The sequence below is a fragment of the Streptomyces sp. NPDC058576 genome, from assembly GCF_042718715.1.
GTDB lineage: Bacteria > Actinomycetota > Actinomycetes > Streptomycetales > Streptomycetaceae > Streptomyces.
The window spans coordinates 71,234-93,253 of the sequence record NZ_JBHXPF010000029.1 but is presented as its reverse complement, the minus strand read 5'-3'; the positions used below and the strand labels follow the sequence as shown (position 1 = coordinate 93,253).

The 22,020-nt window shown below is 72.0% G+C and carries 17 protein-coding genes; 8 read left to right on the top strand and 9 right to left on the bottom strand.

What is annotated here, in order from left to right:
• Window positions 1-107: 107 nt before the first annotated feature.
• Window positions 108-1,778, bottom strand: a complete 1,671-nt coding sequence (locus ACFWRV_RS21255) for an alpha/beta hydrolase (RefSeq protein WP_384336781.1) — start codon at window positions 1,776-1,778, stop codon at window positions 108-110.
• 227 nt (window positions 1,779-2,005) lie between these two features.
• Complete coding sequence (locus tag ACFWRV_RS21250; protein WP_384336779.1) at window positions 2,006-5,368, bottom strand: LamG-like jellyroll fold domain-containing protein; 3,363 nt, start codon at window positions 5,366-5,368, stop codon at window positions 2,006-2,008.
• Between the two features lie 307 nt (window positions 5,369-5,675).
• On the opposite strand from ACFWRV_RS21250, the gene ACFWRV_RS21245 reads away from it, so the two are divergent.
• The 4 genes from ACFWRV_RS21245 to ACFWRV_RS21230 all read left to right on the top strand — a co-directional run bounded on the left by ACFWRV_RS21245 (window position 5,676) and on the right by ACFWRV_RS21230 (window position 10,653).
• Window positions 5,676-6,092 (top strand): ATP-binding protein, encoded by a 417-nt coding sequence (locus tag ACFWRV_RS21245; RefSeq protein ID WP_384336777.1) that lies wholly within the window; start codon window positions 5,676-5,678, stop codon window positions 6,090-6,092.
• Window positions 6,093-6,201: 109 nt separating this feature from the next.
• Entirely contained in the window at window positions 6,202-8,571 is a 2,370-nt protein-coding gene (locus ACFWRV_RS21240; RefSeq protein ID WP_384336775.1) for an FHA domain-containing protein, read from the top strand.
• Window positions 8,572-8,580: 9 nt separating this feature from the next.
• Window positions 8,581-9,630, top strand: a complete 1,050-nt coding sequence (locus tag ACFWRV_RS21235) for a hypothetical protein (protein WP_384336773.1) — start codon at window positions 8,581-8,583, stop codon at window positions 9,628-9,630.
• Between the two features lie 6 nt (window positions 9,631-9,636).
• Window positions 9,637-10,653, top strand: coding sequence for a serine/threonine-protein kinase (locus ACFWRV_RS21230; RefSeq protein WP_384336771.1), 1,017 nt, complete (start codon window positions 9,637-9,639; stop codon window positions 10,651-10,653).
• 49 nt (window positions 10,654-10,702) lie between these two features.
• On the opposite strand, the gene ACFWRV_RS21225 is transcribed toward ACFWRV_RS21230, so the two are convergent.
• Window positions 10,703-11,989 carry a streptophobe family protein gene (locus ACFWRV_RS21225; protein ID WP_384336769.1) on the bottom strand — a complete coding sequence of 429 codons (1,287 nt, stop codon included), beginning with the start codon at window positions 11,987-11,989 and terminating at the stop codon, window positions 10,703-10,705.
• A 192-nt stretch (window positions 11,990-12,181) separates the two neighbouring features.
• Here ACFWRV_RS21225 and ACFWRV_RS21220 point away from each other — a divergent pair, with 192 nt between their 5' ends.
• Window positions 12,182-13,549 carry a DUF6777 domain-containing protein gene (locus ACFWRV_RS21220; protein WP_384336767.1) on the top strand — a complete coding sequence of 456 codons (1,368 nt, stop codon included), beginning with the start codon at window positions 12,182-12,184 and terminating at the stop codon, window positions 13,547-13,549.
• A 34-nt stretch (window positions 13,550-13,583) separates the two neighbouring features.
• Here the strand turns inward: ACFWRV_RS21220 and ACFWRV_RS21215 are convergent, their stop codons facing one another.
• Together ACFWRV_RS21215 and ACFWRV_RS21210 are read right to left on the bottom strand one after the other, a co-directional pair.
• On the bottom strand, window positions 13,584-13,916 hold the full coding sequence (locus ACFWRV_RS21215) for a YkvA family protein (RefSeq protein WP_384336765.1): 333 nt from the start codon (window positions 13,914-13,916) through the stop codon (window positions 13,584-13,586).
• Between the two features lie 90 nt (window positions 13,917-14,006).
• Entirely contained in the window at window positions 14,007-14,273 is a 267-nt protein-coding gene (locus ACFWRV_RS21210; protein WP_384336763.1) for a WhiB family transcriptional regulator, read from the bottom strand.
• Between the two features lie 361 nt (window positions 14,274-14,634).
• On the opposite strand from ACFWRV_RS21210, the gene ACFWRV_RS21205 reads away from it, so the two are divergent.
• Window positions 14,635-15,699 carry a serine hydrolase domain-containing protein gene (locus ACFWRV_RS21205; protein ID WP_384336761.1) on the top strand — a complete coding sequence of 355 codons (1,065 nt, stop codon included), beginning with the start codon at window positions 14,635-14,637 and terminating at the stop codon, window positions 15,697-15,699.
• 6 nt (window positions 15,700-15,705) lie between these two features.
• Here the strand turns inward: ACFWRV_RS21205 and ACFWRV_RS21200 are convergent, their stop codons facing one another.
• Window positions 15,706-16,827 carry a PP2C family protein-serine/threonine phosphatase gene (locus tag ACFWRV_RS21200; protein ID WP_384336759.1) on the bottom strand — a complete coding sequence of 374 codons (1,122 nt, stop codon included), beginning with the start codon at window positions 16,825-16,827 and terminating at the stop codon, window positions 15,706-15,708.
• A gap of 51 nt (window positions 16,828-16,878) precedes the next feature.
• On the bottom strand, window positions 16,879-17,712 hold the full coding sequence (locus ACFWRV_RS21195; protein ID WP_384336757.1) for a Scr1 family TA system antitoxin-like transcriptional regulator: 834 nt from the start codon (window positions 17,710-17,712) through the stop codon (window positions 16,879-16,881).
• A gap of 222 nt (window positions 17,713-17,934) precedes the next feature.
• On the opposite strand from ACFWRV_RS21195, the gene ACFWRV_RS21190 reads away from it, so the two are divergent.
• Entirely contained in the window at window positions 17,935-18,300 is a 366-nt protein-coding gene (locus ACFWRV_RS21190; protein ID WP_384336793.1) for an ATP-binding protein, read from the top strand.
• 34 nt (window positions 18,301-18,334) lie between these two features.
• Here the strand turns inward: ACFWRV_RS21190 and ACFWRV_RS21185 are convergent, their stop codons facing one another.
• Both ACFWRV_RS21185 and ACFWRV_RS21180 read right to left on the bottom strand, forming a co-directional pair.
• Entirely contained in the window at window positions 18,335-19,048 is a 714-nt protein-coding gene (locus ACFWRV_RS21185) for a ribonuclease H (RefSeq protein ID WP_384336755.1), read from the bottom strand.
• Between the two features lie 65 nt (window positions 19,049-19,113).
• Complete coding sequence (locus tag ACFWRV_RS21180; protein WP_384336753.1) at window positions 19,114-19,908, bottom strand: SDR family NAD(P)-dependent oxidoreductase; 795 nt, start codon at window positions 19,906-19,908, stop codon at window positions 19,114-19,116.
• A gap of 189 nt (window positions 19,909-20,097) precedes the next feature.
• On the opposite strand from ACFWRV_RS21180, the gene ACFWRV_RS21175 reads away from it, so the two are divergent.
• Complete coding sequence (locus tag ACFWRV_RS21175; RefSeq protein WP_384336751.1) at window positions 20,098-21,996, top strand: ABC transporter ATP-binding protein; 1,899 nt, start codon at window positions 20,098-20,100, stop codon at window positions 21,994-21,996.
• Window positions 21,997-22,020 lie beyond the last annotated feature (24 nt).

The following is a 22,020-nucleotide window of genomic DNA, read 5'->3' as shown; positions in this document are numbered from 1 at the left end:
GCGGCGGAGAGGGTTCTCTCCACCGCCGCCGGGCCCCTTTGCCGAGGGTTCCGCCGAGGCTTTCGCCGACGTGGCCGACCGGGGGTCGTACGGGCGGGCTCAGCGGGTCAGAAGCGGTTCGGGGCGCGTTCCGGGACCGGGGACCCGGGGAGCACGTCCGGCTTCTGGTTCTGGCGTGCCTGCGCGTTCGACGCGGCGGTCGCCTTGCAGGTCACGTCCTTCGCGGGCAGCTTGCCGGTGGCCAGGTAGCGGTTGACCGCGCCGTCCGTGCAGGCGTTGCCGCTCGGGTAGACACCGTGGCCCTCGCCGCCGAGGACGGTGACCATCTTCGAGCCCTTCAGCTGGGCGTGCAGGGCCTGGCCACTGGGCAGCGGGGTCTGCGCGTCCCACTCGTTCTGGACGACCAGGGAGCCGACCCTGTTCTTGACCACGGTCGCCGGCTCGGCGGACTTCCCCCAGAACGCACAGGGCTTGATGCTGGACGCGAAGTCCCCGTACAGCGGGTAGCGGCCCTTGTCCTCGATGGCGTCCCGGCGGTAGGTCTCCGGGTCGCGCGACCAGGCGGCCGAGTTGTCGCCGCACACCACGGCCCAGAAGCTGGCCGTCCCGTTGTCCGCGGGGGTCTCGGCGGCGAGCGCGGCCTTTCCGGCCCACTCGGGCGTCCCGGAACCGCCGCCTTCGGTGATCCGGGCGAGCTTCTTCGCGGAGGCGGGCTTGCCCGCCGCGGCCTTCTTCAGTTCCACGACCGCCTCGGAGGCGGACTGCGGGGTGAAGGCCAACGCGCGCATCCCGTCGCGGATGTCGTCGCCGTCCGTGGGCTCTCCGTCCACCTCGATCGGGTCCTCGTCGGCCCGCGCGACGAGATCCCAGAAGGTCCGGTCGACCTTCTTCGGGGTGTCGCCGAGGCCGTACGTCTTCGAGCGCGCGGCGGCCCACTCGGTCCACCGGTCGAACGCGGGTTCCGCGCCCTCGGCCCACCACTGGATCATCCCGCGCCATGCGCGCCGCGGGTCGACCGCGCTGTCCAGCACGAACCGGTCGGCCCGGGCCGGGAAGAGCTGGGCGTAGACGGCCCCCAGGTAGGTGCCGTAGGAGTAGCCGAAGTAGGAGATCTTCTTCTCGCGGAGGATCGCCCGCACCAGATCCATGTCACGCGCGGTGTTGCGGGTCGTGATGTGCGGGAGCCGGTCTCCCATCTTCTTCCGGCACTTGTCCGCCACCGTGCGCGCCCAGGCGACGTCCTTGGGATACGTCTCCGCCTTGTAGGGCCGCAGCCAGTCCTCCTGCTCCGGCGTGAGGTTGCAGGAGACCGGGCTGGAGCGGCCGACACCGCGCGGGTCGAGGCCGACCAGGTCGTAGCTCTTGAGCACGGACTTGGGCAGCTCCTCCTTCATCATCAGCGGCATCCACAGCCCCTCCCCGCCGGGGCCGCCGGGGTTGGAGAGCAGGATGCCGCGCCGTTTGCCGGGCTCGGCGGTCCTGATCCGGGATATCGCCAGGTCGATCCGCTTGCCTCCGGGCTTCCGGTAGTCCAGCGGCACCTTGACGGTGGCGCACTGGTAGGCCGCCGAGGTGTCGGCGTCACACCGCTTCCACGTGGGCTTCTGCTTCGCGTACCGGTCGAGCACGCTCTTGGCTGCGGGCAAGGAGACGGCCGAGGGGGTCCCGGCCGAGGGGGCGGCAGCCGGGGCCGCGGTGGCCGTCGAGGCGGCGAGCGCCGGGGCCAGCGTCGCCGTGACACTCACGGCCACCAGGGGCGCGAGACGTCGTCTGCGCACGATATCGATCCTTCCGGTCGCATGTTCGGACAGGAGGATCTTGTCGGACCTGTGCACGTCTGCGTATCCCTCCCGGGGCCCCACCTCTCTACGTCTCGGGAATGACGGCAACAGAAGCGAATGGTCCGCGGGTTGGAGAACCATTCGCGCCGCGGGCGGGTCCGCTTCCTCCCGGCGCGCCCAGGGGATTTCGGGCGCGCCGGGAAGGGATCCTCCGTCCTTGCGGGTTACGGCTTCTGACGGCCGTGGAGTGCGGACACCTCCTCGGCGGTCAGGGCCTTGTCGTACACCTCGACCTGATCGACGGAGCCGTGCCAGAAGTCGGTCCTGGCGCCGTCGTAGCGAGCCCGCCCGATGGAGAGCGGGCCGGTGCTGACGTCGGCCGGCCCGGCCTCGGTGGTGGCGGCGGGCTTCCCGTCGACGTACAGCGTGATCTCGTCACCCTTGCGGACGCCGACCAGGTGGTACCACTTCCCGGTCTCCGGAGTGATCTCCAGGCGGGCGCGCTTGCCGCCCGGGGTGGAGAAGGCGAACGCGCCCTGTCCGTACTGGAGGTAGAAGGGGTTCTCGGTGCGCCGGCCGTCCTGACTGACGACGGTGGCGAAGTTGCCGGGCACGGCGTCGAGCGAGGCCCACGCGGAGACCGCGTAGTCCTTGGTGGTGTCCACGACGGTGCCGGGGCTCTCGGCGTACTGCCCCTCGCCGTTGAACTTCAGCGCCGAGCCCGTGACGCCCGGGGCCCAGGACGTGCCGCCCGCCAGGGCGAGGTGGGCCTTGTTGGGGCCGCTGTCGCGGGCGGTCGTGCCCGTGTTCTCGTCGAGCGACCAGGAGCCGCCGCCCTTCAGCTCGTCGCGCTCACCGGCGTTCGCCCCGGCGGCGATGACCTGACGGTTGATCTCCCGGACCTTCTTCGGGTCGACCTTGATCTCTCGGCGGTCGTACGTCCAGAGCCCGTTGAGCTCGTTCTCCAGGTCGCTCACCTGGGTGTAGACCGAGCCGGACAGTTCGGCGCCGGCGGCCGCGAGGTAGTACGTACGGGTGTTGTCGACGTACTTCGCGGTGAGGGCGGCCTTGTCCGCGACCCCGCTGTAGATGTTGGCGGGGGCGCCCGGCCACATGTGCCCGGGGGTCCGGAGCGTGAAGCCGCCGTGCTCGCCGTCCATCGCGGCGCGATGCTCGTCCGGAAAGGCCGGGTCGTTGTTCACGTAGTCGTGGTGGTCGATGATCTCGCCCTTGCCGGAGTCACCCTTGGAAGCGCAGCAGTTGACCCCGCTGTGCGCGTTGACCACGCGGGACGGGTCGAGCGCCTTGACGTCCTCGGCGATCTTTCCGGTCTCGGTCCGGTCCCACTCGCCCCAGCCCTCGTTGAAGACGATCCAGCCGCTGATCGAGGGGTAGTTGTGGAACTGCTTCATCAACTCCTTGCCCTGGGTGAGGAAGGCGTTCTTGCCGGCGTCGTTGTCGATGTCGGCGTTGACGAAGTCCTGCCACACCAGCAGTCCGAGCCGGTCGGCGTGGTAGTACCAGCGCGGCGACTCCACCTTGATGTGCTTGCGTACGGCGTTGAAGCCGAGGTCCTTCTGGGCCTTCAGGTCGAAGGTGAGGGCCGCGTCGCTGGGCTGGGTGTACAGCCCGTCGGGCCAGAAGCCCTGGTCGAGCATGGCGAGGGAGAAGAACGGCTTTCCGTTGAGGACGAGCTTCTGGTAGCCGCCCACCTTGTCGACCTTCAGCTGGCGCATGCCGAAGTAGCTTTCGACGCTGTCCTTGGAGCGGCCGTCGGCGAGGGAGACGTCGAGGTCGTACAGGTAGGGGTCGTCGGGGGACCACAGGTGCTGGTTCTTGACCGGCAGGCTGAGCTTGCGGTTGGCCGGGCCGGTGACCGTGCCGACGACCTTGCCCTTGCGGTCGCGGGCGACGGCGGTGATACGGGCGTCCGCTGACGCCTTCGCGGAGTTGACGGTGACCGCGAGGCGGCCGGTGTCGATGTCCGGGGTGGTGGTCAGGGAGTCGATGGCGGCGGGGGCGACCGGCTCCATCCAGACGGTCTGCCAGATGCCGGAGGTCGGGGTGTAGACGATGCCGCCGGGGTTGGTGGACTGCTTGCCCTTGGGCTGGTTGGGACCGGTCTTGTCGGTGACCGCGACGACGATCTCCTGAGGTCCGCCGCCCTTCAGCGCGTCGGTGATGTCAGCGCTGAACCCGGTGTAGCCGCCGGTGTGTTCGGCGACCTTGGTGCCGTTGACCCAGACGGTGGAGCGGTAGTCGACGGCGTCGAAGTTGAGCTTCAGCCGCTTGTCCTTGGCGGACGCGCCCTTGCCGATCGACCAGTTCTTCGGCACGGTGACGAGCCTGCGGTAGAACATGTGGTCCTCGTCGCGCTCCAGGCCGGAGAGCTGGGACTCGACCGGGAACGGCACGACGATCTTCTCGTCGAGCTTCTTGCCGAAGACCGGCTGCTCGCCCTCGGTGGCCCCTGCGAACTCCCACGGGCCGTTGAGGTTCTTCCACTGGTCGCGGACCTGCTGCGGCCGGGGGTACTCGGGCAGCGGGTTGTTCTTGTCCAGCTTGTCGCCCCAGGTGGTGGTGAGGCGGTGCGTGGAGAGGTTCTTCGCGGTGCGGCCGATCTCCGGGACGGTCTCGGTCCCCGATGTCAGACCGCCCTTGCCGTCGTAGACGACCTTGACGCGCTGGCCCTTCTGGACCGGTGCGGCAAGGTCGATGACCAGTGCTTTCGGGTTGTTCGAGGCCCGGTTGACCGACTTCACCGGCATCGGGGAGGTGTCCACCTCGATCTTGAGGTGCTCCTTCACCTTCCGGTAGTCCGAGACGCGGTCCCGGAAGGTGGCCTGGAGGCGCTTGCCGTTCGGCGCGACGCTCAGCGCGACCGGGTAGACCTCGAAGTCGGCGGGCGGGGTGAACGCGGACTCGGGGACGATCTGCTTCTCGAGTTCGTCGCTCTCCCAGCGAAGGAACATGCTGGCGCCGCCGATGTCCTGGAACATCTCCAGCTTGAAGTCGTGCTTCTCCCCCGCCTTCAGGGTGATCGGAGCGCTGCGCTGTTCCTTGTCCCAGTCCGGCTCCCAGTGGTCGATGACAACGTTTCCGTCGAGGAAGAGCCGGAAGCCGTTGTCGCCGATGGCGGAGAAGGTGTACTCCCCGGTCTCGGGGGCTTCGAGCTGCCCCGTCCAACGGGCCGTCGTGTGCTCGGTCTTGCCGGTCGCCGACTCGAACGTACCCGTGAGACCGGGGAAGTTGATGTCCGGATCCAGGGTCGTGGCGCCGAGCTCGGCGAAGTCACGGGCGCCCGGGGCGGACATGCTGAAGTACTCGCCCTTCAGCCCGTGGACATCGGTGACCGGGTCGTCGGCCGTGAAGGCCTTCGTGGTCGCTTCGACCGGTACGGCAGGTGCGGCGGGTGCGGCGGCCGCCGTCGGGACCAGGGTGGCACCGACCGGTATGAGCAGCGCCGCAGCGCAGGTCAGGGCCCTGAACAGGGCACGGGGGCGCGGGTGTTGTCGTCTCAAGGCGTCGTCCTCGTCGAAGAGCCGGGGGTGCCTCGAACCTGTGAGGCACTGCACATAGTCGAACATTGAGCCACAACACCAAACACTGCACAACGGTCGTGCACGCAGAATTTTCAACGATAGAAAATCTCCACCCCACGCAGGGCCGCCTCGACGCGAGCCGCCCCACGCGGGCCGCCCGACACATGAGAACGTCGACGCACGGCGGCACCTCGTCGAGGAGAGGACCTGACGGAGGAGGGCGCGGGGGGGCGGAGACGGGAGCTGAGCCGTTCGGCGTACTGCGCGCGCTTTCCGCTGCCGATTTCCATGAAGTACCGATTCGCGGGTACGTGAACTGCAGCCGGAAAGCTCACGCGACGGGGTGGAAGCCATGAACGACCGTATTCTGATGACGTTTTCACCGGATGGCGAGACCCGTACCGATTTCGTCTGCCGGCCGGAGAAGGCCGCCGACGCGCGGGATGCCGTCAGCACCTTCGTCGCGCGGCTGCATCCCGCGCCGACCTCGCACACGGTCCAGAATCTTCTGCTCCTCGTGTCGGAGCTGGTCACCAATGCCGTCCTCCACGCGGGGGCCGTCACCGCACTGTGGCTGACCGCCGACCGCAGGGGCGTCCACGTCCGGGTCACCGACCCGAGCCCGGCGCACCCGCAGGACCGGACGCCCGATCTGACGGGCCGGACCGGCGGCTTCGGCTGGCCCATGGTCCAGCGACTGGCCCAGGAGGTACGGGTCCGCGACGCGGCAGGCGGCGGGAAGGTCATCCTGGCCACCGTGCCGCGCTGAGGGCGGGAAGCCGAAAGCCTCGACGCCCTCACCGGCAGGGAAGACGCCCGACGAGCGGGGCAGCGCGCGACGGCGGGCGCCGATCGTTACGTATCGGTAGAATTCAGGCATGGGAGAGCGGCCTGCGACGCCGACTGCGCCCGAACTCGTTCTGGAGACCGATCTGGGCTCCACGGTGATGAGTCCGAGCCGGGACTACCATGTCGGGCGCGACCCCGAGAGCGACATCGTCATCGACGACAGCCGGGTCTCCTGGCACCACGCGATCCTGCATCCCGAGGCCGGTCACTGGACCATCGAGGACGAGGACAGCACCAACGGCACGTACACCGCGGGCCGGCGCATCCACGCCTCGGACATCGGCGCGGGCAGCGAGATCCGCTTCGGCAATCCGAGCGACGGACCGCGCGCCGTCCTGCTGGGCCGGGAGCCTCCCGCGCCCGCCGCCGCTCCCTCCGCGGAGCGCCCGTCGGCCGTGTCGATGCCCGCGGCGACCGGTACGTTCCGGCAGCCGACCACGGTCCGGCCCCTGCCGACGAAGACCGTCCGCATCGGCCGCGACGCCACCAACGATCTCGTCATCGACGACCTCGTGGTCTCGCGCCACCACGCCGAACTCCGGGCCCTGCCCGACGGCGGGCACGAGATCGTCGACCTCGGCAGCCACAACGGCACCTTCCTCAACGGTCAGCCGGTCGCCCGCGGTCTCGTCGGCCCCGGCGACATCGTCGGCATCGGCCACTCCGCGTTCTGTCTGGTCGGCGACTCCCTCCAGGAGTTCGTGGACACCGGCGAGGTCTCGCTCGACGTCCAGGATCTGGAGGTGACGGTCGGCCGGGCGGGCAAGGGCGGCAAGACCCTGCTGGACAAGGTCTCCTTCCCCGTCGGCGAGAAGTGCCTGCTCGGCGTGGTGGGACCGAGCGGCGCGGGGAAGTCCACCCTGCTCAACGCGCTCACCGGCCAGCGCCCGGCCGACAGCGGCACGGTGCTCTACGACGGCCGTGACCTCTACCGGGACTTCGCCGAGCTGCGCCAGCGCATCGGCCTCGTACCGCAGGACGACATCCTGCACGCGCAGCTGACCGTCAGGAAAGCCCTCGGTTACGCCGCCGAGCTCCGCTTTCCGCAGGACACCGCGAAGGCGGAGCGGCAGGCCCGGGTCGCCGAGGTGATCCAGGAACTCGGCCTCGAACAGCGCGCCGACCAGCCGATCCACTCGCTCTCGGGCGGTCAGCGCAAGCGGGTGAGCGTGGCCCTGGAGCTGCTGACGAAGCCTTCGCTCCTCTTCCTGGACGAGCCGACCTCGGGACTGGACCCCGGCATGGACCGGTCCGTCATGCACATGCTGCGCGGACTGGCCGACGACGGCCGCACCGTCATCGTGGTGACGCACAGCGTGCTGAGCCTGGAGGTCTGCGACCGGCTGCTCGTCCTCGCGCCCGGAGGCCGCATCGCCTATTACGGCCCCCCGGAGGACGCCCTCGCCTTCTTCGGTTTCGAGGAGTGGCCGGAGGCGTTCGAGGCGTTCGAGAACGACCGCGCCCGCGACTGGGCCGCCACCTACGCCGGCTCGCCCTTCCGCCGCCGGTACATCGACAACGCCACGGCCCAGCCCCATCTGCCGCCGGCCGCGCCCGGAACACTGGTCGCGCCACCGCCCAGGACCCGTAACTGGGGTGCGCAACTCACCACCCTGGTGCGCCGGTACGCCTCCGCGCTGAGCGCGGACCGGACGTTCCTGATCATCATGATCGCGCTGCCCTTCGTCATGGGAGCGATGGCCCGCGCCCTGGCCGGGAGCCGGCTCACCCAGGAAACGGCGATGAACGCCCTGCTGATCCTGTGCGTGGGCGGCGTGCTGACCGGGGCGGCCAACGCGGTACGGGAGTTGGTCAAGGAACGGGTGATCTACCAGCGGGAGAGAGCCGTCGGGCTGTCCAGATCCGCGTACCTGATGTCCAAGATCGTGGTGCTCGGAACCATCACCGTCCTCCAGGCCGTGGTGCTGACCCTGGTGGGACTGGTGGGCGTCGATCTCAACGCACCGGGCGGCGAAGGGGTGTTCCTGTCTCCACTCGTGGAGATCACGCTGGCCGTGGCGCTGCTGTCCTTCACCGCGATGATGCTCGGCCTCCTGGTCTCCGCGCTGGTGCGCAAGGAGGAGGTGACGATGCCGCTGCTCGTCCTCCTCGCCATCGTCCAGGTCGTCTTCTGCGGCGCGCTGCTCAAACTGAGCGGTGTCCCTGGCGTGGAGCAGCTGTCCTGGCTGGTGCCGTCGCGGTGGGCGCTCGGCGCGATGGCGGGAACGATCGATCTGGCGCGGATCGTGCCGGGCGATCTCACCTCCGATCCGCTCTTCGGGCACTCGGCGGGGGTCTGGCTGCTCAACATGGGCATGATGGTCGTCCTCTCGCTCGTCTTCGCCTACGTGGTCGCGAAACTGCTGAGGCGGCACGAGCCCGCGGTCATGCGGAAGTGAGGTGGTTCCATGGCGACCCCGACCCCGGAATTCCGCCCCACGCACGTCGTCCCGCCGGACGGGCTGGCGGCGTGGGAGTCTCCTGACGTCGCCCGGCCCACCGATCCGCTGGACGCCCTGCTGCCGGTGGAGTTGCGGGACCGGCGCGGGGACTGGGCGTACGTCGCCTGTTCCAACGGCTGGTCGGCCTGGGTCGACGGCCGCCTTCTCGTCTCCGTACCGCAGACGCCTCCCGCCGCCGGGGCGCCGCTCGCGCGCACGGCGGACCCGCGACCGCTGCTGGGCAGGGCGGAGGAGTCGCTGAGCCGGTACCGCCGGGCGGCCCAGGACCTGGCCGAGGGCCGCAGCGACGGGGAGGGTTTCCGGCAGCGGACGCGGGGACTGCGGGTGGGGATGGTGGTGGACGGGGAGTCGGTGTGGCTGTACGACGCCGAGCACGAGCGGTGGGTCTTCTGCGACGGGACCCGGCTGAGCACGTACGCGGCGGAGGCGGGCCCGGGGGCGGCGAGCCAGGGACCGGAAAGCCTGGCGGCGACAGGACGGGCATCCGGGGCGGCGTCGGAGGCACCGGGTGCCCCTGCGCCGGAGGCTCCTCGGGTCACGGCCGGCAAGGAACCGGAGCCGACCCGTGTGGTCACTCCCGAGGCACCCGAGCCCACCCGCGTCGTCACCCCGGACGGCCCCGAACCGACCCGTGTGGTCACTCCCGACGCACCGGAGCCCACCCCCATCGCGCCTCCCGACGGCCCCGAACCGACCCGCGTCATCACCCCGGACGAAGCCGAACCCACCCGCGTCGCGCCTCCCGACGGCCCGGAACCGACGCGTGTGGTGTCCCCTGAGGCAGCGGACTCCAGGCCCGTCGCACCGCCCGAAGGCCCCGAGCCCACCCGCGTCATCACCCCGGACGGCCCCGAACCGACCCGCGTCGTCACCCCCGACGAAGCCGAACCCACCCGCGTCATCACTCCCGACGGCCCCGGACCCACCCGGGCGATCACCGTCGCCGGACCCGACGAACCGCCCGGTGGCGGGGCGTCGGGCGATACGGGGCGGTGACGGGCGATGGCGCCGCCTCCTCCTCCGTCGCACGACGCCGGGCTGCCGACCGGGCGGGAGGACGATCTCGTCGGCAAGCGGATCGCGAGCTATCTCGTGGAGGCCGAGATCGGCCGAGGAGGGATGGCGGTCGTCTACCGCGCCAAGGACCTGCGGCTGGACCGGATCGTCGCGCTGAAGCTCCTCGCGCCCGAGCTGGCCCGCAACGACACCTTCCGGCAGCGGTTCACGCACGAGTCGCGGGTGGCGGCCGCGATCGACCACCCCCACATCGTGCCGGTGTTCGAGGCGGGCGAGACGGAGGGGCTGCTCTACATCGCCATGCGGTTCGTCGCGGGCGCGGATCTGCGCGTCCTGATCGACCGGCGCGGGCCGCTGGACCTGACGGCCGCCGTCCGGATCGCCGCACAGGTGGCGTCCGCGCTCGACGCGGCCCATGACCACGACCTGGTGCACCGGGATGTGAAGCCCGGCAACATCCTGGTGGCGGCGGGCACCGACAGCGACCATCCGGAGCACGTGTACCTCACGGACTTCGGGCTGACGAAGAAGTCGCTGTCGCTGACCGGGTTCACCACGGTCGGCCAGTTCGTCGGGACCCTCGACTACGTGGCACCGGAACAGATCTCCGGGCGGCCCGTGGACGGGCGGTGCGACGTGTACAGCCTCGCCTGCGTCGTCCAGGAGACCCTGACCGGGGCGCCGCCCTTCCAGCGGGATGACGACATGGCGCTGTTGTGGGCCCATCAGTACGATCCGCCCGCCCCGCCGAGCGGGCTGCGGCCCGCGCTGCCCGCCGCGGTCGACGGCGTACTGGCGAAGGCGCTCGCCAAGTCCCCGGAAGACCGTTACGAGACCTGCCTGCGGTTCGTCGCCGCGCTGCGGGCCGCGGCTGCGGGCATCGGACCCGGCGAGCATCCGCCGACCCGGGTGGACGCACCGGCCGGTTCCTGGTCGGCCGCCCCCGAACCGCCGCCCCGGCCCCCGCGCTGGGCCGCGCCGGTGTTCCCGGGGACCGGCTGAGCTGACGGCGGGCCTCCCCCAGGCCGGTCCGAGCGCCGGTAAGGGCGGTTCAGGCATCGGGCCCCGGCTCCACGACCTCGCCGCGCCGGTGTACCCGCGTGGCCGCGAGACCGCCGAGGAAGCCGGTGACCAGGCCCCACAGCAGCGCGAGGCCGAGCGCCGTCCACAGCTTCGGGCGCAGCGACACCTCCCCGCCGAGTCCGCCGCCCAGGTCCCCGAGGCCCAGGAGCGACAGCCCGTAGTGAGCGGAGATCCGGGCGGTGAGGCAGATGAACAGCACGGTCAGGGCGAGCGCCACCGCCATGTGGACCGCGTGCTGCCACAGGCGTGTCCGGGCGGGCGACCGGGCCGCCATGACGAACGCGGCGGCGAGCACCAGCACGGCGACGACGACCACGAGCCAGCGGACGCGCCCGTCCTGTTCGGCGAGGGTGCTCAGATTCAGGGTGGAGAGGTCCGGGGTGCGCAGGACGGTGTCGAGCACCTGGGGCATGGGCAGCCCGAAGGGGCCTTCGACCTTGCCCTCCCAGGACGCGCCGAGGCCGAGGGTGAGCGCGAGCCAGACCAGGTTGGGCAGTCCGAGCAGGAGCACGGCGGCGGTTTCGGCGGGGTGCCCGCGCGTGATCATCACGATGATTCCGGCGACGACGCCGAGCGCGACGCACGCCAGAAGCAGCACCACCATGGCGAACGCCGCCGGGCGCACCGCTTCCTGGAAACGCAGCAGCCGGGCCGGGAGCGGCGCGCGGCGCGAGACGAGCAGGGCGAGCACGAGGACCCCGGCCAGCCACAGCAGCCCGAAGACGAGGGTGAGGGGGATCTCCGCCCGGAATCCGACCTTCGGGTCCTCGCCGAGGAGGTCCCCGGCTCCGCTGCCGGTGAGGTCCTCGGCCGAGAGGGTGAAGGTGTGCCGGGCGATCAGCGCGAGCACGATCAACGCGACGATCCACAGGGCGGCGACGCGGCCCGCCCAGCCGGCCAGTTCGCGGCCCCCGGCGACGGCCCGGTGGTGCAGCGGCCGGAGGAAGCCCCGGGCGACCAGGAGTGCGCCCACCAGGGTCACCGAGAGCGGCAGGACCGAGAGGTCGGCCTGCGTCCCCACGAGGGAACCGGCGTCCCCGGAGAGCCCGACCGAGCCGCCCGCCGCCATCACCACCACCGCGGCGACGACGGCCGGGAAGGCCCCGCCGGGCAGCCCCGCGGCGCCGGCGGCCCACAGGCCGAGCGCCGCGGTCGCCACCATGGCCAGCACGCCGGTGAGGACCGCCAGGAGCGCGTCGCGCCAGCCGTGCGGGGCGCGTGCGCTGTTCTCGTCGTTGTTCGCCCGGACGTTCACGACCCCACGCTAAGCAGGGTCCGGACGGTTCGCTCCCCGAGGAACCGGGACGTCCCTCCGCTTGCGGGGACCGCCGGGGCGAGACACACAATGGGGCGAAATGCCCTGGATTGTCGGCTCATGGTCCTGGTACGGAAACGGGACCGGGGCAGGGATCTCCGGGGCGGGTACCGACATCGGGGAGCAGAGCCCGTGAGTGTCCAACCGCCGCCATCCGGCCGCCCCACAGGACCGCCGTCCGGCCCGCTCTCGGGCCCCTCGCAGAACGAACCCACCCCGCCTCCTCCCACCGTGTCCGGACCGCCGCCCGGACCGCCCAGCGGCGGCGACCACGGCGGACCGAACGGCCCCGGTGGTTCGGGCGGTTCGGGTGACGGGGGCGATGCGGGCGGCTCCGGCGGTGGTCCCGGCGGTCCGGGCGGCGGCTCGGGCGCCGCCCCCGGACCTCGCCCCGACCGCCCCTGGTGGCGTTCGGTGCCCCGGATCGCGGCGATCGCGACGGCCTTGGTCGCGGCGGTGGTCCTGGTGGTCGTGCTGACCCGGCCCGAGGGCGGCTCGAAGGCGGGCGGCGAGGTCTTCCTCCAGTCCGCGGGCGAATCCGGTCAGGATCCGTTCACGGAGTCCACGGCCGACGACAGCGCCCCCGAGCCCGGGACCGCCAGCCCCTCCGTCGCACCGAGCGCGTCGAAGACCGGCGCTCAGGTGACCCGGGGCGTGGACGGCGCGGCACCGGGTCTGTACGGAGGCACCCGCGAGGTGGCGAGCTGCGATGTGGAGCAGCAGATCAAGGTGTTGCGGGCGGCCCCGGACAAGAACCGGGCGTTCGCCTCGGTTCAGGACGTCGAACCCTCCGCCGTCCCCGGCTATCTGCGGGGCCTCACCCCCGTGACGCTGCGCGTGGACACCCGGGTCACCAACCACGGCTACCGGGACGGCGAGGCCAACGCCTATCAGGCCGTGCTCCAGGCGGGTACGGCTGTCCTCGTCGACGACCGGGGCGTGCCGCGGGTGCGATGTGCGTGCGGGAACCCGCTGCTGCCGCCCGTCGCCCAGGAGGACCCGCAACAGCGGGGCAAGGCGTGGCCGGGCTACCGGGCCTCCGACGTGGTCGTCGTGGAGCCGTCGGCGAAGCCGGTGAAAGAGTTCGTGATGGTCGATCCGGAGAACGGCGACTGGTTCAAGCGGCCGGCCGGCGACACGGGTGACGGCGACAAGAAGACGGATCCGCCGAAGAACACTTCGGAGTCGCCCTGCCCGCCCGGATCGGACCCCTGCCCCTCGTCGTCCGGTGCCACCCCGTCGGAGTCCTCTCCGGAGGACCCGGCGACACGGCCCGGCGATGATCCGGTGACCTCCGAACCCGCGCCGGACGACCCGGCGACCCCGGAGCCGCCGCCCGACGATCCGGGGACCGAGGACCCGGCGACCGAGCCCGCGCCGGAGGACCCGCCGGGGTCGCCGGACTCGCAGTCGGCCCCGCAGCCGCCCGCCCCGGACTCACCGGAACCGCAGGACCCCGGACCGGGGACGGCCCCGCCGGGCGCTCCCGCCTTCGGCTGACGGGCCGGGAGGGGACAGGACCGGACGTCGTGTGTCAGCGCACGGCGTCGGGCCGGCTCTCCACCGGGGTCCGCGCCCGCGCCCCCGGGCCCGTACGCACCCCGGCTGCCGCCGCGGCCGAGTGCAGGGAGCGCAGGGCGACCAGCAGGAAGCCGATGTCGTCGAGGTAGACGGGGTCGGGCAGCAGGTCGACCGGTGACACGGTGTAGATGACGGACGCCCAGACGAGCGCCTTGCTGCGCAGCGGGATTCCGGCGTCGACCAACAGCTTCCTGGCCCTGAAGACGCGCACCAGCAGCACGACGGCCAGGGCCAGCATGATCAGCGCGGCCACGGCGCCGAGAACGAGCCAAACGGTGGTGTCCATGGCTCATCGTGTACCCACTCGTTCCCGGATCACGAACCTGTGCCGGGCGGTGTCACCGCTGCGGGCGGCGGAACGCGACGGCGGTGCGGGTCAGGCAGTGCCGCGTCCGCGAGCCTCCGCCCGCCTGCGGCTGCGGCGCTTCAGGGCACGTCGCTCGTTCTCGGACAGGCCGCCCCAGATGCCGGAGTCCTGGCCGTTCTCCAGAGCCCATTCCAGGCAGGCGGCCTGTACGGGGCAGGTCCGGCAGACGGCCTTGGCCTCCTCGGTCTGGACGACGGCGGGGCCCGTGCTCCCGATGGGGAAGAACAGGTCCGGGTCCTCCTCGCGACAGGCGGCGTGCAGGCGCCAGTTCTCCATGCTGCTCAACTCTGCTCACTCCCGATGTCGTTACGTCGTAAGTCGGTTGCCGTACGTGTCTTCCCTGCGGATGACCGACGAACGACGCCTCAAACACGTATCGGGCGGACAGGTCCGGACGCCGGAGTGCGTAGCGGCCGCTACGGGGGTTGTGCCAGGCGCCCGGCGCGCTGTCCATCCTGCTGGCCCCCGTTCACAGCGGGGCGTGCACCGGATGGCCGGCGGCCCTCGCCGTTCCTAGTCTCGCGTCATGATCTTTCCTCGCGCGTGGTTATCAGCCGCGGTACTCGCCCTGGCCGTCTCGTCTCTGCCGTCCGCCGCGGCTTCGGCCGCGCCCCGCCCCTTAGGGGCGGCGTGGTCCGTGCAGCGTGACGCCGACGCCCTGCGGGACACCGGGATCACCGGGGTGACGGTTCGCCTGGAGACCCCGCGCGGGACGGTCACGGCCCGCTCCGGGGTGGGGGACCTCACCACCGGCCGCCCGGTTCCGAAGGACGGCTTCCTGCGTCTGGGCAGCACCACCAAGACGTTCGTCGCCACCGTCGTGCTGCAACTGGTGGGCGAGGGACGGCTCTCCCTCGACCAGAGCGTGGAGCAGGTGCTGCCCGGGGTCGTGTCCGGTGCCGGAAACGACGGCCGGACCATCACGATCCGCGACCTGCTGCGGCACACCAGCGGCCTGTCCGACTACATCCACGACGTCTTCCCCGACCCCGGCGCCCGCACCTACTTCGCCGACCGGTGGCGTGCCTACCGGCCCGAGGAGCTGGTGGACCTGGCCATGCGCCACGCACCCGCCTTCCCGGCGGGCGCCGGCTGGGAGTACTCCAACACGAACTACGTGCTCGCCGGAATGATCATCGAGAAGGTCACCGGCCGCACCTGGGAACAGCAGGTCGAGGACCGCGTCCTGCGCCCGCTCGGCCTGCGGCACACCGACACCCCCGGCATCCGGCCCTTCCTCCCCCATCCGCACCCGGCCAACTACCAGCAGTTCGTCCCGGACGGGCCGATGGTCGACACCACGATCCCCTACCGTCCCTTCGACAGCGGGGCAGACGGTTCGATGACCGGCACAGCCCGCGACCTCAACCGCTTCTTCGCGGCGCTGGCGGGCGGCCGGCTGCTGAAGCCCGCCGAGCTCGCCGCCCTGCGGACCACCGTGCCGGTGCCGCCGGACAGCGGTCACCCGGAAGGCACCCGGGACGGCCCGGGCCTGTTCTTCACCCCTCTGTCCTGCGGCGGAGGCTACCTCGGACATGGCGGAAGCGGCTTCGGATACGTCATCCGGGCAGCGACGAGCGTGGACGGCCGGCGTGCCATCACCGTCTCCGCGCACAGCCGCTCCGCGGATCCGCGGACGTCGGCCCGTCAGGAAGACGCACTGCGCGACCTGATCGACCACGCCCTGTGCCGCACGGCCTGACCGCGCCTACCGGTCGGTGTCGAGGGGTCGCTGCCGGGCGCCCACCGGTCGGTGCAGGGCGAGGAGGGCCTGATCGTCCTGGACGCGGCCGCCGGTGTGGTGCCCGACGTCCTCGATCAGGAGGTGGAGGATCTGCGCCGGGGAGGCCGGGTCACCGATCAGCGCGCGGTGGTGGACGAGGAAGGGCAGCCGGACGGACGCGTCGTAGAAGACCCCGGACTCGTCGCGCGCCTCCGTGACCCCGTCCGTGTAGCAGATGAGGGTGGCGCCGGGCGGAAACGGGAACGTGTCGACCGGGCACGACCAGGTGCCCAGCCCGCTCATTCCGAGCGGGGGCGCCTCCTCGGACGGTTCCAGGACGGTGGCCCGCCCCTCGGCGTCCAGCAGCACCGGCGGCGGGTGTCCCCGGTTGACCACCCGTACGGTGTCCAGGCCCTCGGCGAACTCGACGATCAGCGCGGTGGTGAACCCCTCCTCCTGCTCCTGGCCGCCGCGCCGGCCGCCCTCGCGCTGGAGGGCCCGCTCCAGCGCGGCGGCCAGACCGGGCAGGTCCTCCGCCTCGTCCGCCGCGTACCGGAAGGCCCCCAGGTCCGCACAGACCGCGCGGACCGCGCCCAGGCCCTTCCCGCGGACGTCCCCGACCATCGCGCGCACCCCGTGCGGAGTCTCCTGGACGACGTAGAGGTCGCCGCCGATCATGGCCTCGTTCTCGGCGGGCACGTAGCGGGCGGCGATCCTGAGCTCCCCGAGGCGCGAGGGAGGCCTGGGCAGGACGGCGCTCTGGGCCACGGCGGCGATGTGGCGGGCGCGCCGGGTCCGGGCGTCCCGGCCCTCCAGGGAACGGTTGATGAGGACGGCCAGCACGGTTACGGCCAGAAGGGTGAGCTGGTTGGCGACGCCCCGCTGCCAGCCGAAGGTGCCGTCGTGCCAGGCGAGGGCCGCGTGGGCGGCCATGGCGAGCACGCCGACGGCGATGATGCCGCGCAGCCCGAGCAGCGGCGCGGCGGCGACCGGGGCCGCTATCAGCAGGGGCGCGGAGGTGACGTCCGACGGGGTCACCAGGTCCAGCACGACGCCCAGCACGATGACCCCCAGCGGGATCCACTTGGCCTTGCGCAGCTGCACCACTCCCCCACGCTGTGCGGGGCCGGGCCCCGCCGCATCCCGGCGGCGGCCGGATCACCCCGGCAGCGGGGTCCCGGGGCCGGGTGCGGCCGCGCACGCGGCGTCCAGCCGGATGCGGTGGGCCATCACGGCATCGGGATCCTCGATGAGGTCGACCCGCACGCCGGGGGTCTCCAGCACCGCCTGGTCCCCGATCTCGGGTGCGGGCACCCGGAGGATGTGCAGGGGCGGTACGCCGGTCAGGGGGTGCGGCGGGTGGTCCATCGGCACCACCTGAACGGTGACGTGCTGCTCCTTCATCGCCTCGACCAGGGCGGCCCGCTGCTCCGCCATGGTCTCCCGGCCGCCGACCCGCGTGTGGAGGGCCGCGGCCGGGAACAGGGCCCACAGGGCGGCCCCGCGCTCGCGCATGCGGCGGCGGCGCTCCCGCAGCAGCTCGACCCGGCGTTCCCGGCGGGCGGGGCTGTCGTCGGGGTACTGCGTGCGGTGGAGCGCGGCGGCGTACGCGGGGGTGCGCAGCAGCTCGGGGACCAGCGCCGGGTGCCAGGTCCGTACGAGGCTCGCGGAGGACTCCACGCCGATGACCTCCTGCTGCCAGCTCTCCATCGCGTCCCGCCACCGGTGCCACCAGCCGGGCAGGTTCGCGGCCGAGAGCCCGGCCATGATGGGCTCGGCCACGGTGGGGGGCACGCCGTAGCAGCGCAGCAGTTCGCCGACCTGGCGGGCGTCGAGTCCGGTCTCCGCGCGTTCGATGCGCCGGACGGTGGCGGGGTGCGCGTCCAGGGCCTCGGCCGCGGCCCGCAGGCTGACGCCCGCGCGTTCCCGCAGCATGCGGAGGCGGACCGCGAGAACGCGGTGTTCCACGGTGGGACCGGACCGGGCTCGCATGCGCATACCTTCTTCGTCGAGCCCCGGGGCGGAGCTTTACACACTCTGTCGGTTGCAAAGTATGCGTTTTGCGTCGAGAGTGCATACATGTCGGAAATAGTCAGTTGCGCGGAGCGTGCCCCCGATGATGGAGGTGTCCGAGGTGCCCGAGGTGCACACAGCTGGTGGGTTCCCCGATTGCCCGGGGGCGTCCCGGAGGCGCGGCACCGGGTCCAGGAGGCCATGCGGGCCTGGGGCGAACCGGCCGAACGGATCGAGGCGGCGGCTCTCATAGTGACCGAGCTGGTCACCAACGCGGTGCAGCACACCAGCACCCGGCGGATCCGATGTCGGCTCCTGCGCTCCGCGGACGGTGTGCGCATCTGCGTGTGGAACCGGGGCCGGACCCGGATCCCGGCCCCGGCGTCCCCCGCCGACACGGCCGGCCTTCCCGTCGGCCAGGCCCCCGCGGCGGCCGACCTCGAAGGCGACGACGCGCTCGACCGCCTCACCGAGGACGGCCGGGGTCTCCTGCTCGTCGACGCGCTGGCGGCCCGCTGGGGCACCCGCGCGGCGTTGGCGGGCCGGCTCGTCTGGGCCGATCTCTGAGACGTTCCCCGTGCCCCGTGATCTCCCCGCCCGATCAGGCGGGGGCCGTACGGCACTCCGGGTGACCCCAGCCGTTCGGGTTCTTCGCGATCGGCTCCTTGGCCGCGTACGGCTTTCCGCAGTGGCACCGGCCCGCGAAGCGCGCCTTGATCGTGCCGGTGGACCGGCCGCTCCGGGACGCGCCCTGGGCGCTCCGCCCCTTCGCGCCGTCCGACGCCCCGGACGCCTCCGTACGCCCCTTCGTGGACCGCGCGGGCGCGGGCACCGGCAGAGCCGTGGCGCCGTGCGCCGTACCGGCCGGCAGCTGGGTGACCGCCGCCTCGCTGGCGGCCTGGTCGGCGAGCGCGTTGAGCGGGTCACCGTTCACCTGATGGGCGGGCACATAGCGGAACGTCACCGAGCGGTCGGCGAGCAGGGCATCGATGCGGGTGACCAGCTCGCGGTTGGCGACGGGCTTGCCGCCGGAGGTCTTCCAGCCGTTGCGCTTCCAGCCCGGCAGCCACTTGGTCACGGCGTTCATGGCGTACTGCGAGTCCATCCGCACCTCGACCCGCACCGCCGGATCGGTGGACTCCAGCAGCTCCGCCAGGGCGGTGAGCTCGGCGACGTTGTTCGTCGCGGTGCCGAGCGGACCGGCCTCCCAGCGCACCGGATTCCCCTGCGCGTCGGCGGCCACCCACGCCCAGGCGGCCGGTCCCGGATTTCCCTTCGACGCCCCGTCACACGCGGCGATGATGCTCTCGTTCATCCCTCGATCATGCCAGCCCCGCAGGACCGCTCCGACCGGTCGCGCGATCGCCGATGCCGCCGCGCTCAGGGCACGATCGAGTCCACGTAACCGCCGTCGACGCGCACGGCCGCGCCCGTTGTCGCCGAGGCCTGCGCCGAGCTGAGGTAGACGACGAGGTTGGCGATCTCCTCGGGCTCGATGAGCCGCTGGATCAGGGACTGCGGGCGGTGCAGCCGCATGAACTCGCGCTGCGCCTCGTCCCACGGGAGCTTCCGGTCGACCAGCTCGTACACGAAGTCCTCCACGCCGCCGGTGTGCGTGGGGCCGGCGATCACGGAGTTCACCGTCACTCCGGTGCCGGCGGCCTCCTTGGCGAAGCCCCGGGAGACGGCGAGCAGCGCGGTCTTGGACATGCCGTAGTGGATCATCTCGGCGGGGATCACGAGCGCGGAGTCGCTGGCGATGTTCAGCACCCGGCCCCAGCCCTGTCCGCTCATCCCGGGGAGGTAGTGGCGGATGAGGCGCACGGCGCTGAGCACGTTCGTGTCGAAGTAGGTCCGCCACTCCGCGTCGGTAATCTCCAGCGGCGGCCGGGATCCGAAGATGCCGAGGTTGTTGACGAGGACGTCGGCGGCGGGCACGGCCGCGTACAGCGACTCGGCGCCTTCCTCGGTGGTCAGGTCGCAGGCCACGGTGGCCACGGAGGCGTCCGGCACCGCGGTACGCAGCGACTGTGCCGCCTCCTCCAGCCGTTGCCGGGTCCGGCCGGTCAGGACGACCCCGGCGCCCGCCCCGGCCAGTCCGGTGGCGATGGCGAGGCCGATGCCCTGCGAGGACCCGGTCACCACCGCGTTCCTGCCCGTCAGATCGATACGCACGCCGCTTCTCCCTCATCCGCTCGTCCGGACCGTCCCGGCCAGGCTCGCACCCCCGCGACGCGCACGCCCACCGACTTGACCTCGACCAAACTTCAGGTCTTAGCGTTCCGAGTGAACCCGGGGCCGCACGGCCGACGGGATCCGCAGGCCGTCGGGCGATCCGGGGGCCATCAGATTTCGGAGCGCCCCATGGACATGGAAGTCACCGCGTGGCATTCGCTGCACAGCGCGATGAACGCCCAGAAGGACCGCCGGCCCTTCTCCCGGGCGTCCTTGCACCGCATCGTGCTCTTCGCCCGGCCGCACCGGCGGCGGATCTATCGGTTCCTGCTGCTGAGCGTGGTGACCGCGCTGCTCGCGGTGGCCACCCCGCTGTTGGCCGGGCGGGTCGTCGACGCGATCGTGAACGGTGAGGACACCGGTGCCGTCACCCGGCTCGCCCTGCTCATCGCGCTGATCGCCGTCGTCGAGGCCGGCCTCGGCCTGCTCACCCGCTGGCTGTCGTCGACCCTGGGCGAGAGCCTGATCCTGGACCTGCGCACCGCCGTCTTCGACCATGTGCAGAAGATGCCGGTGGCCTTCTTCACCCGGACCCGGACCGGCGCCCTGGTCAGCCGGCTCAACAACGACGTGATCGGCGCGCAGCGGGCGTTCAGCAATACGCTCTCCGGCGTCGTCTCCAACCTCGTCACGCTGCTGCTGACGCTCGTCGTGATGCTCACGATCTCCTGGCAGATCACGCTGCTCTCGCTGGTGCTGCTGCCGGTGTTCGTCGTGCCCGCCCGCCGGATGGGGGCCCGGATGGCGGGACTCCAGCGGGAGGCGGCCGACCACAACGCCGCGATGGGCACCCAGATGACCGAGCGGTTCTCCGCCCCCGGCGCGACGCTCGTCAAGCTCTTCGGGCGCCCGTCGGACGAGTCGGCCGAGTTCGCCGCCCGCGCCGACCGGGTGCGCGACATCGGTGTCCGTACGGCGATGGCGCAGTCGGCGTTCATCACCGCCCTCACCCTGGTCTCCGCCCTGGCACTGGCTCTGGTCTACGGGCTCGGCGGCTTCTACGCCCTGCGCGGCAGCCTGGAGCCGGGGGCCGTGGTGGCGCTGGCACTGCTGCTGACCCGGCTCTACGCCCCGCTCACCGCCCTCGCCGGGGCGCGGGTCGAGGTGATGAGCGCGCTCGTCAGCTTCGAGCGGGTCTTCGAGATCCTGGACCTGAAACCGCTGATCGAGCAGAAGCCGGACGCCCGCCCGGTCCCCGAGGGCCCGGTCTCCGTGGAGTTCGACGCGGTGTCCTTCGGCTACCCCACCGCCGAGAAGGTCTCCCTCGCCTCGCTGGAGGAGGTCGCCACACTCGACGACCGGGGCGGCACACCGGTCCTGCACGAGGTGTCCTTCCGCGCCGAACCGGGCCAGATGATCGCCCTGGTGGGCTCCTCCGGGGCGGGCAAGTCGACGATCGCGCAGCTGCTGCCCCGGCTGTACGACGCGGACGCCGGATCCGTGCGGCTGAACGGTGTCGATGTACGCGATCTCAGCGCCGACTCGATCCGGGACACGCTCGGCATGGTCACCCAGGACGGGCACCTCTTCCACGAGTCGGTGCGGGCCAACCTGCTGCTGGCCAGGCCCGACGCCTCCGAGGACGAGATCTGGGACGCCCTGCGCCGCTCCCGGCTCGACGGTCTGATCGCCTCGCTGCCGGACGGGCTGGACACCGTGGTCGGGGAGCGCGGCTACCGGCTCTCCGGCGGGGAGCGCCAGCGCCTCACCATCGCCCGGCTGCTGCTGGCCCGTCAGCGGGTGGTGATCCTCGACGAGGCGACCGCGCACCTCGACTCCACCTCGGAGGCGGCCGTCCAGGAGGCGCTGGCCGAAGCACTGACGGGCCGGACCGCCCTGGTGATCGCGCACCGGCTCTCGACCGTACGGGCGGCCGACCGGATCCTGGTCGTGGAGGCGGGCCGGGTCGTCGAGAACGGCACGCACACCGAACTGCTGGCGGCCGGCGGAAGGTACGAGGAGCTGTACCGCACGCAGTTCGAGCGCCCGTCCTCGGACGGGGAGAGGCCGGCTCAGCCGGTCGGCTGACCCGGGGCCCGGGCGGCCCCACGC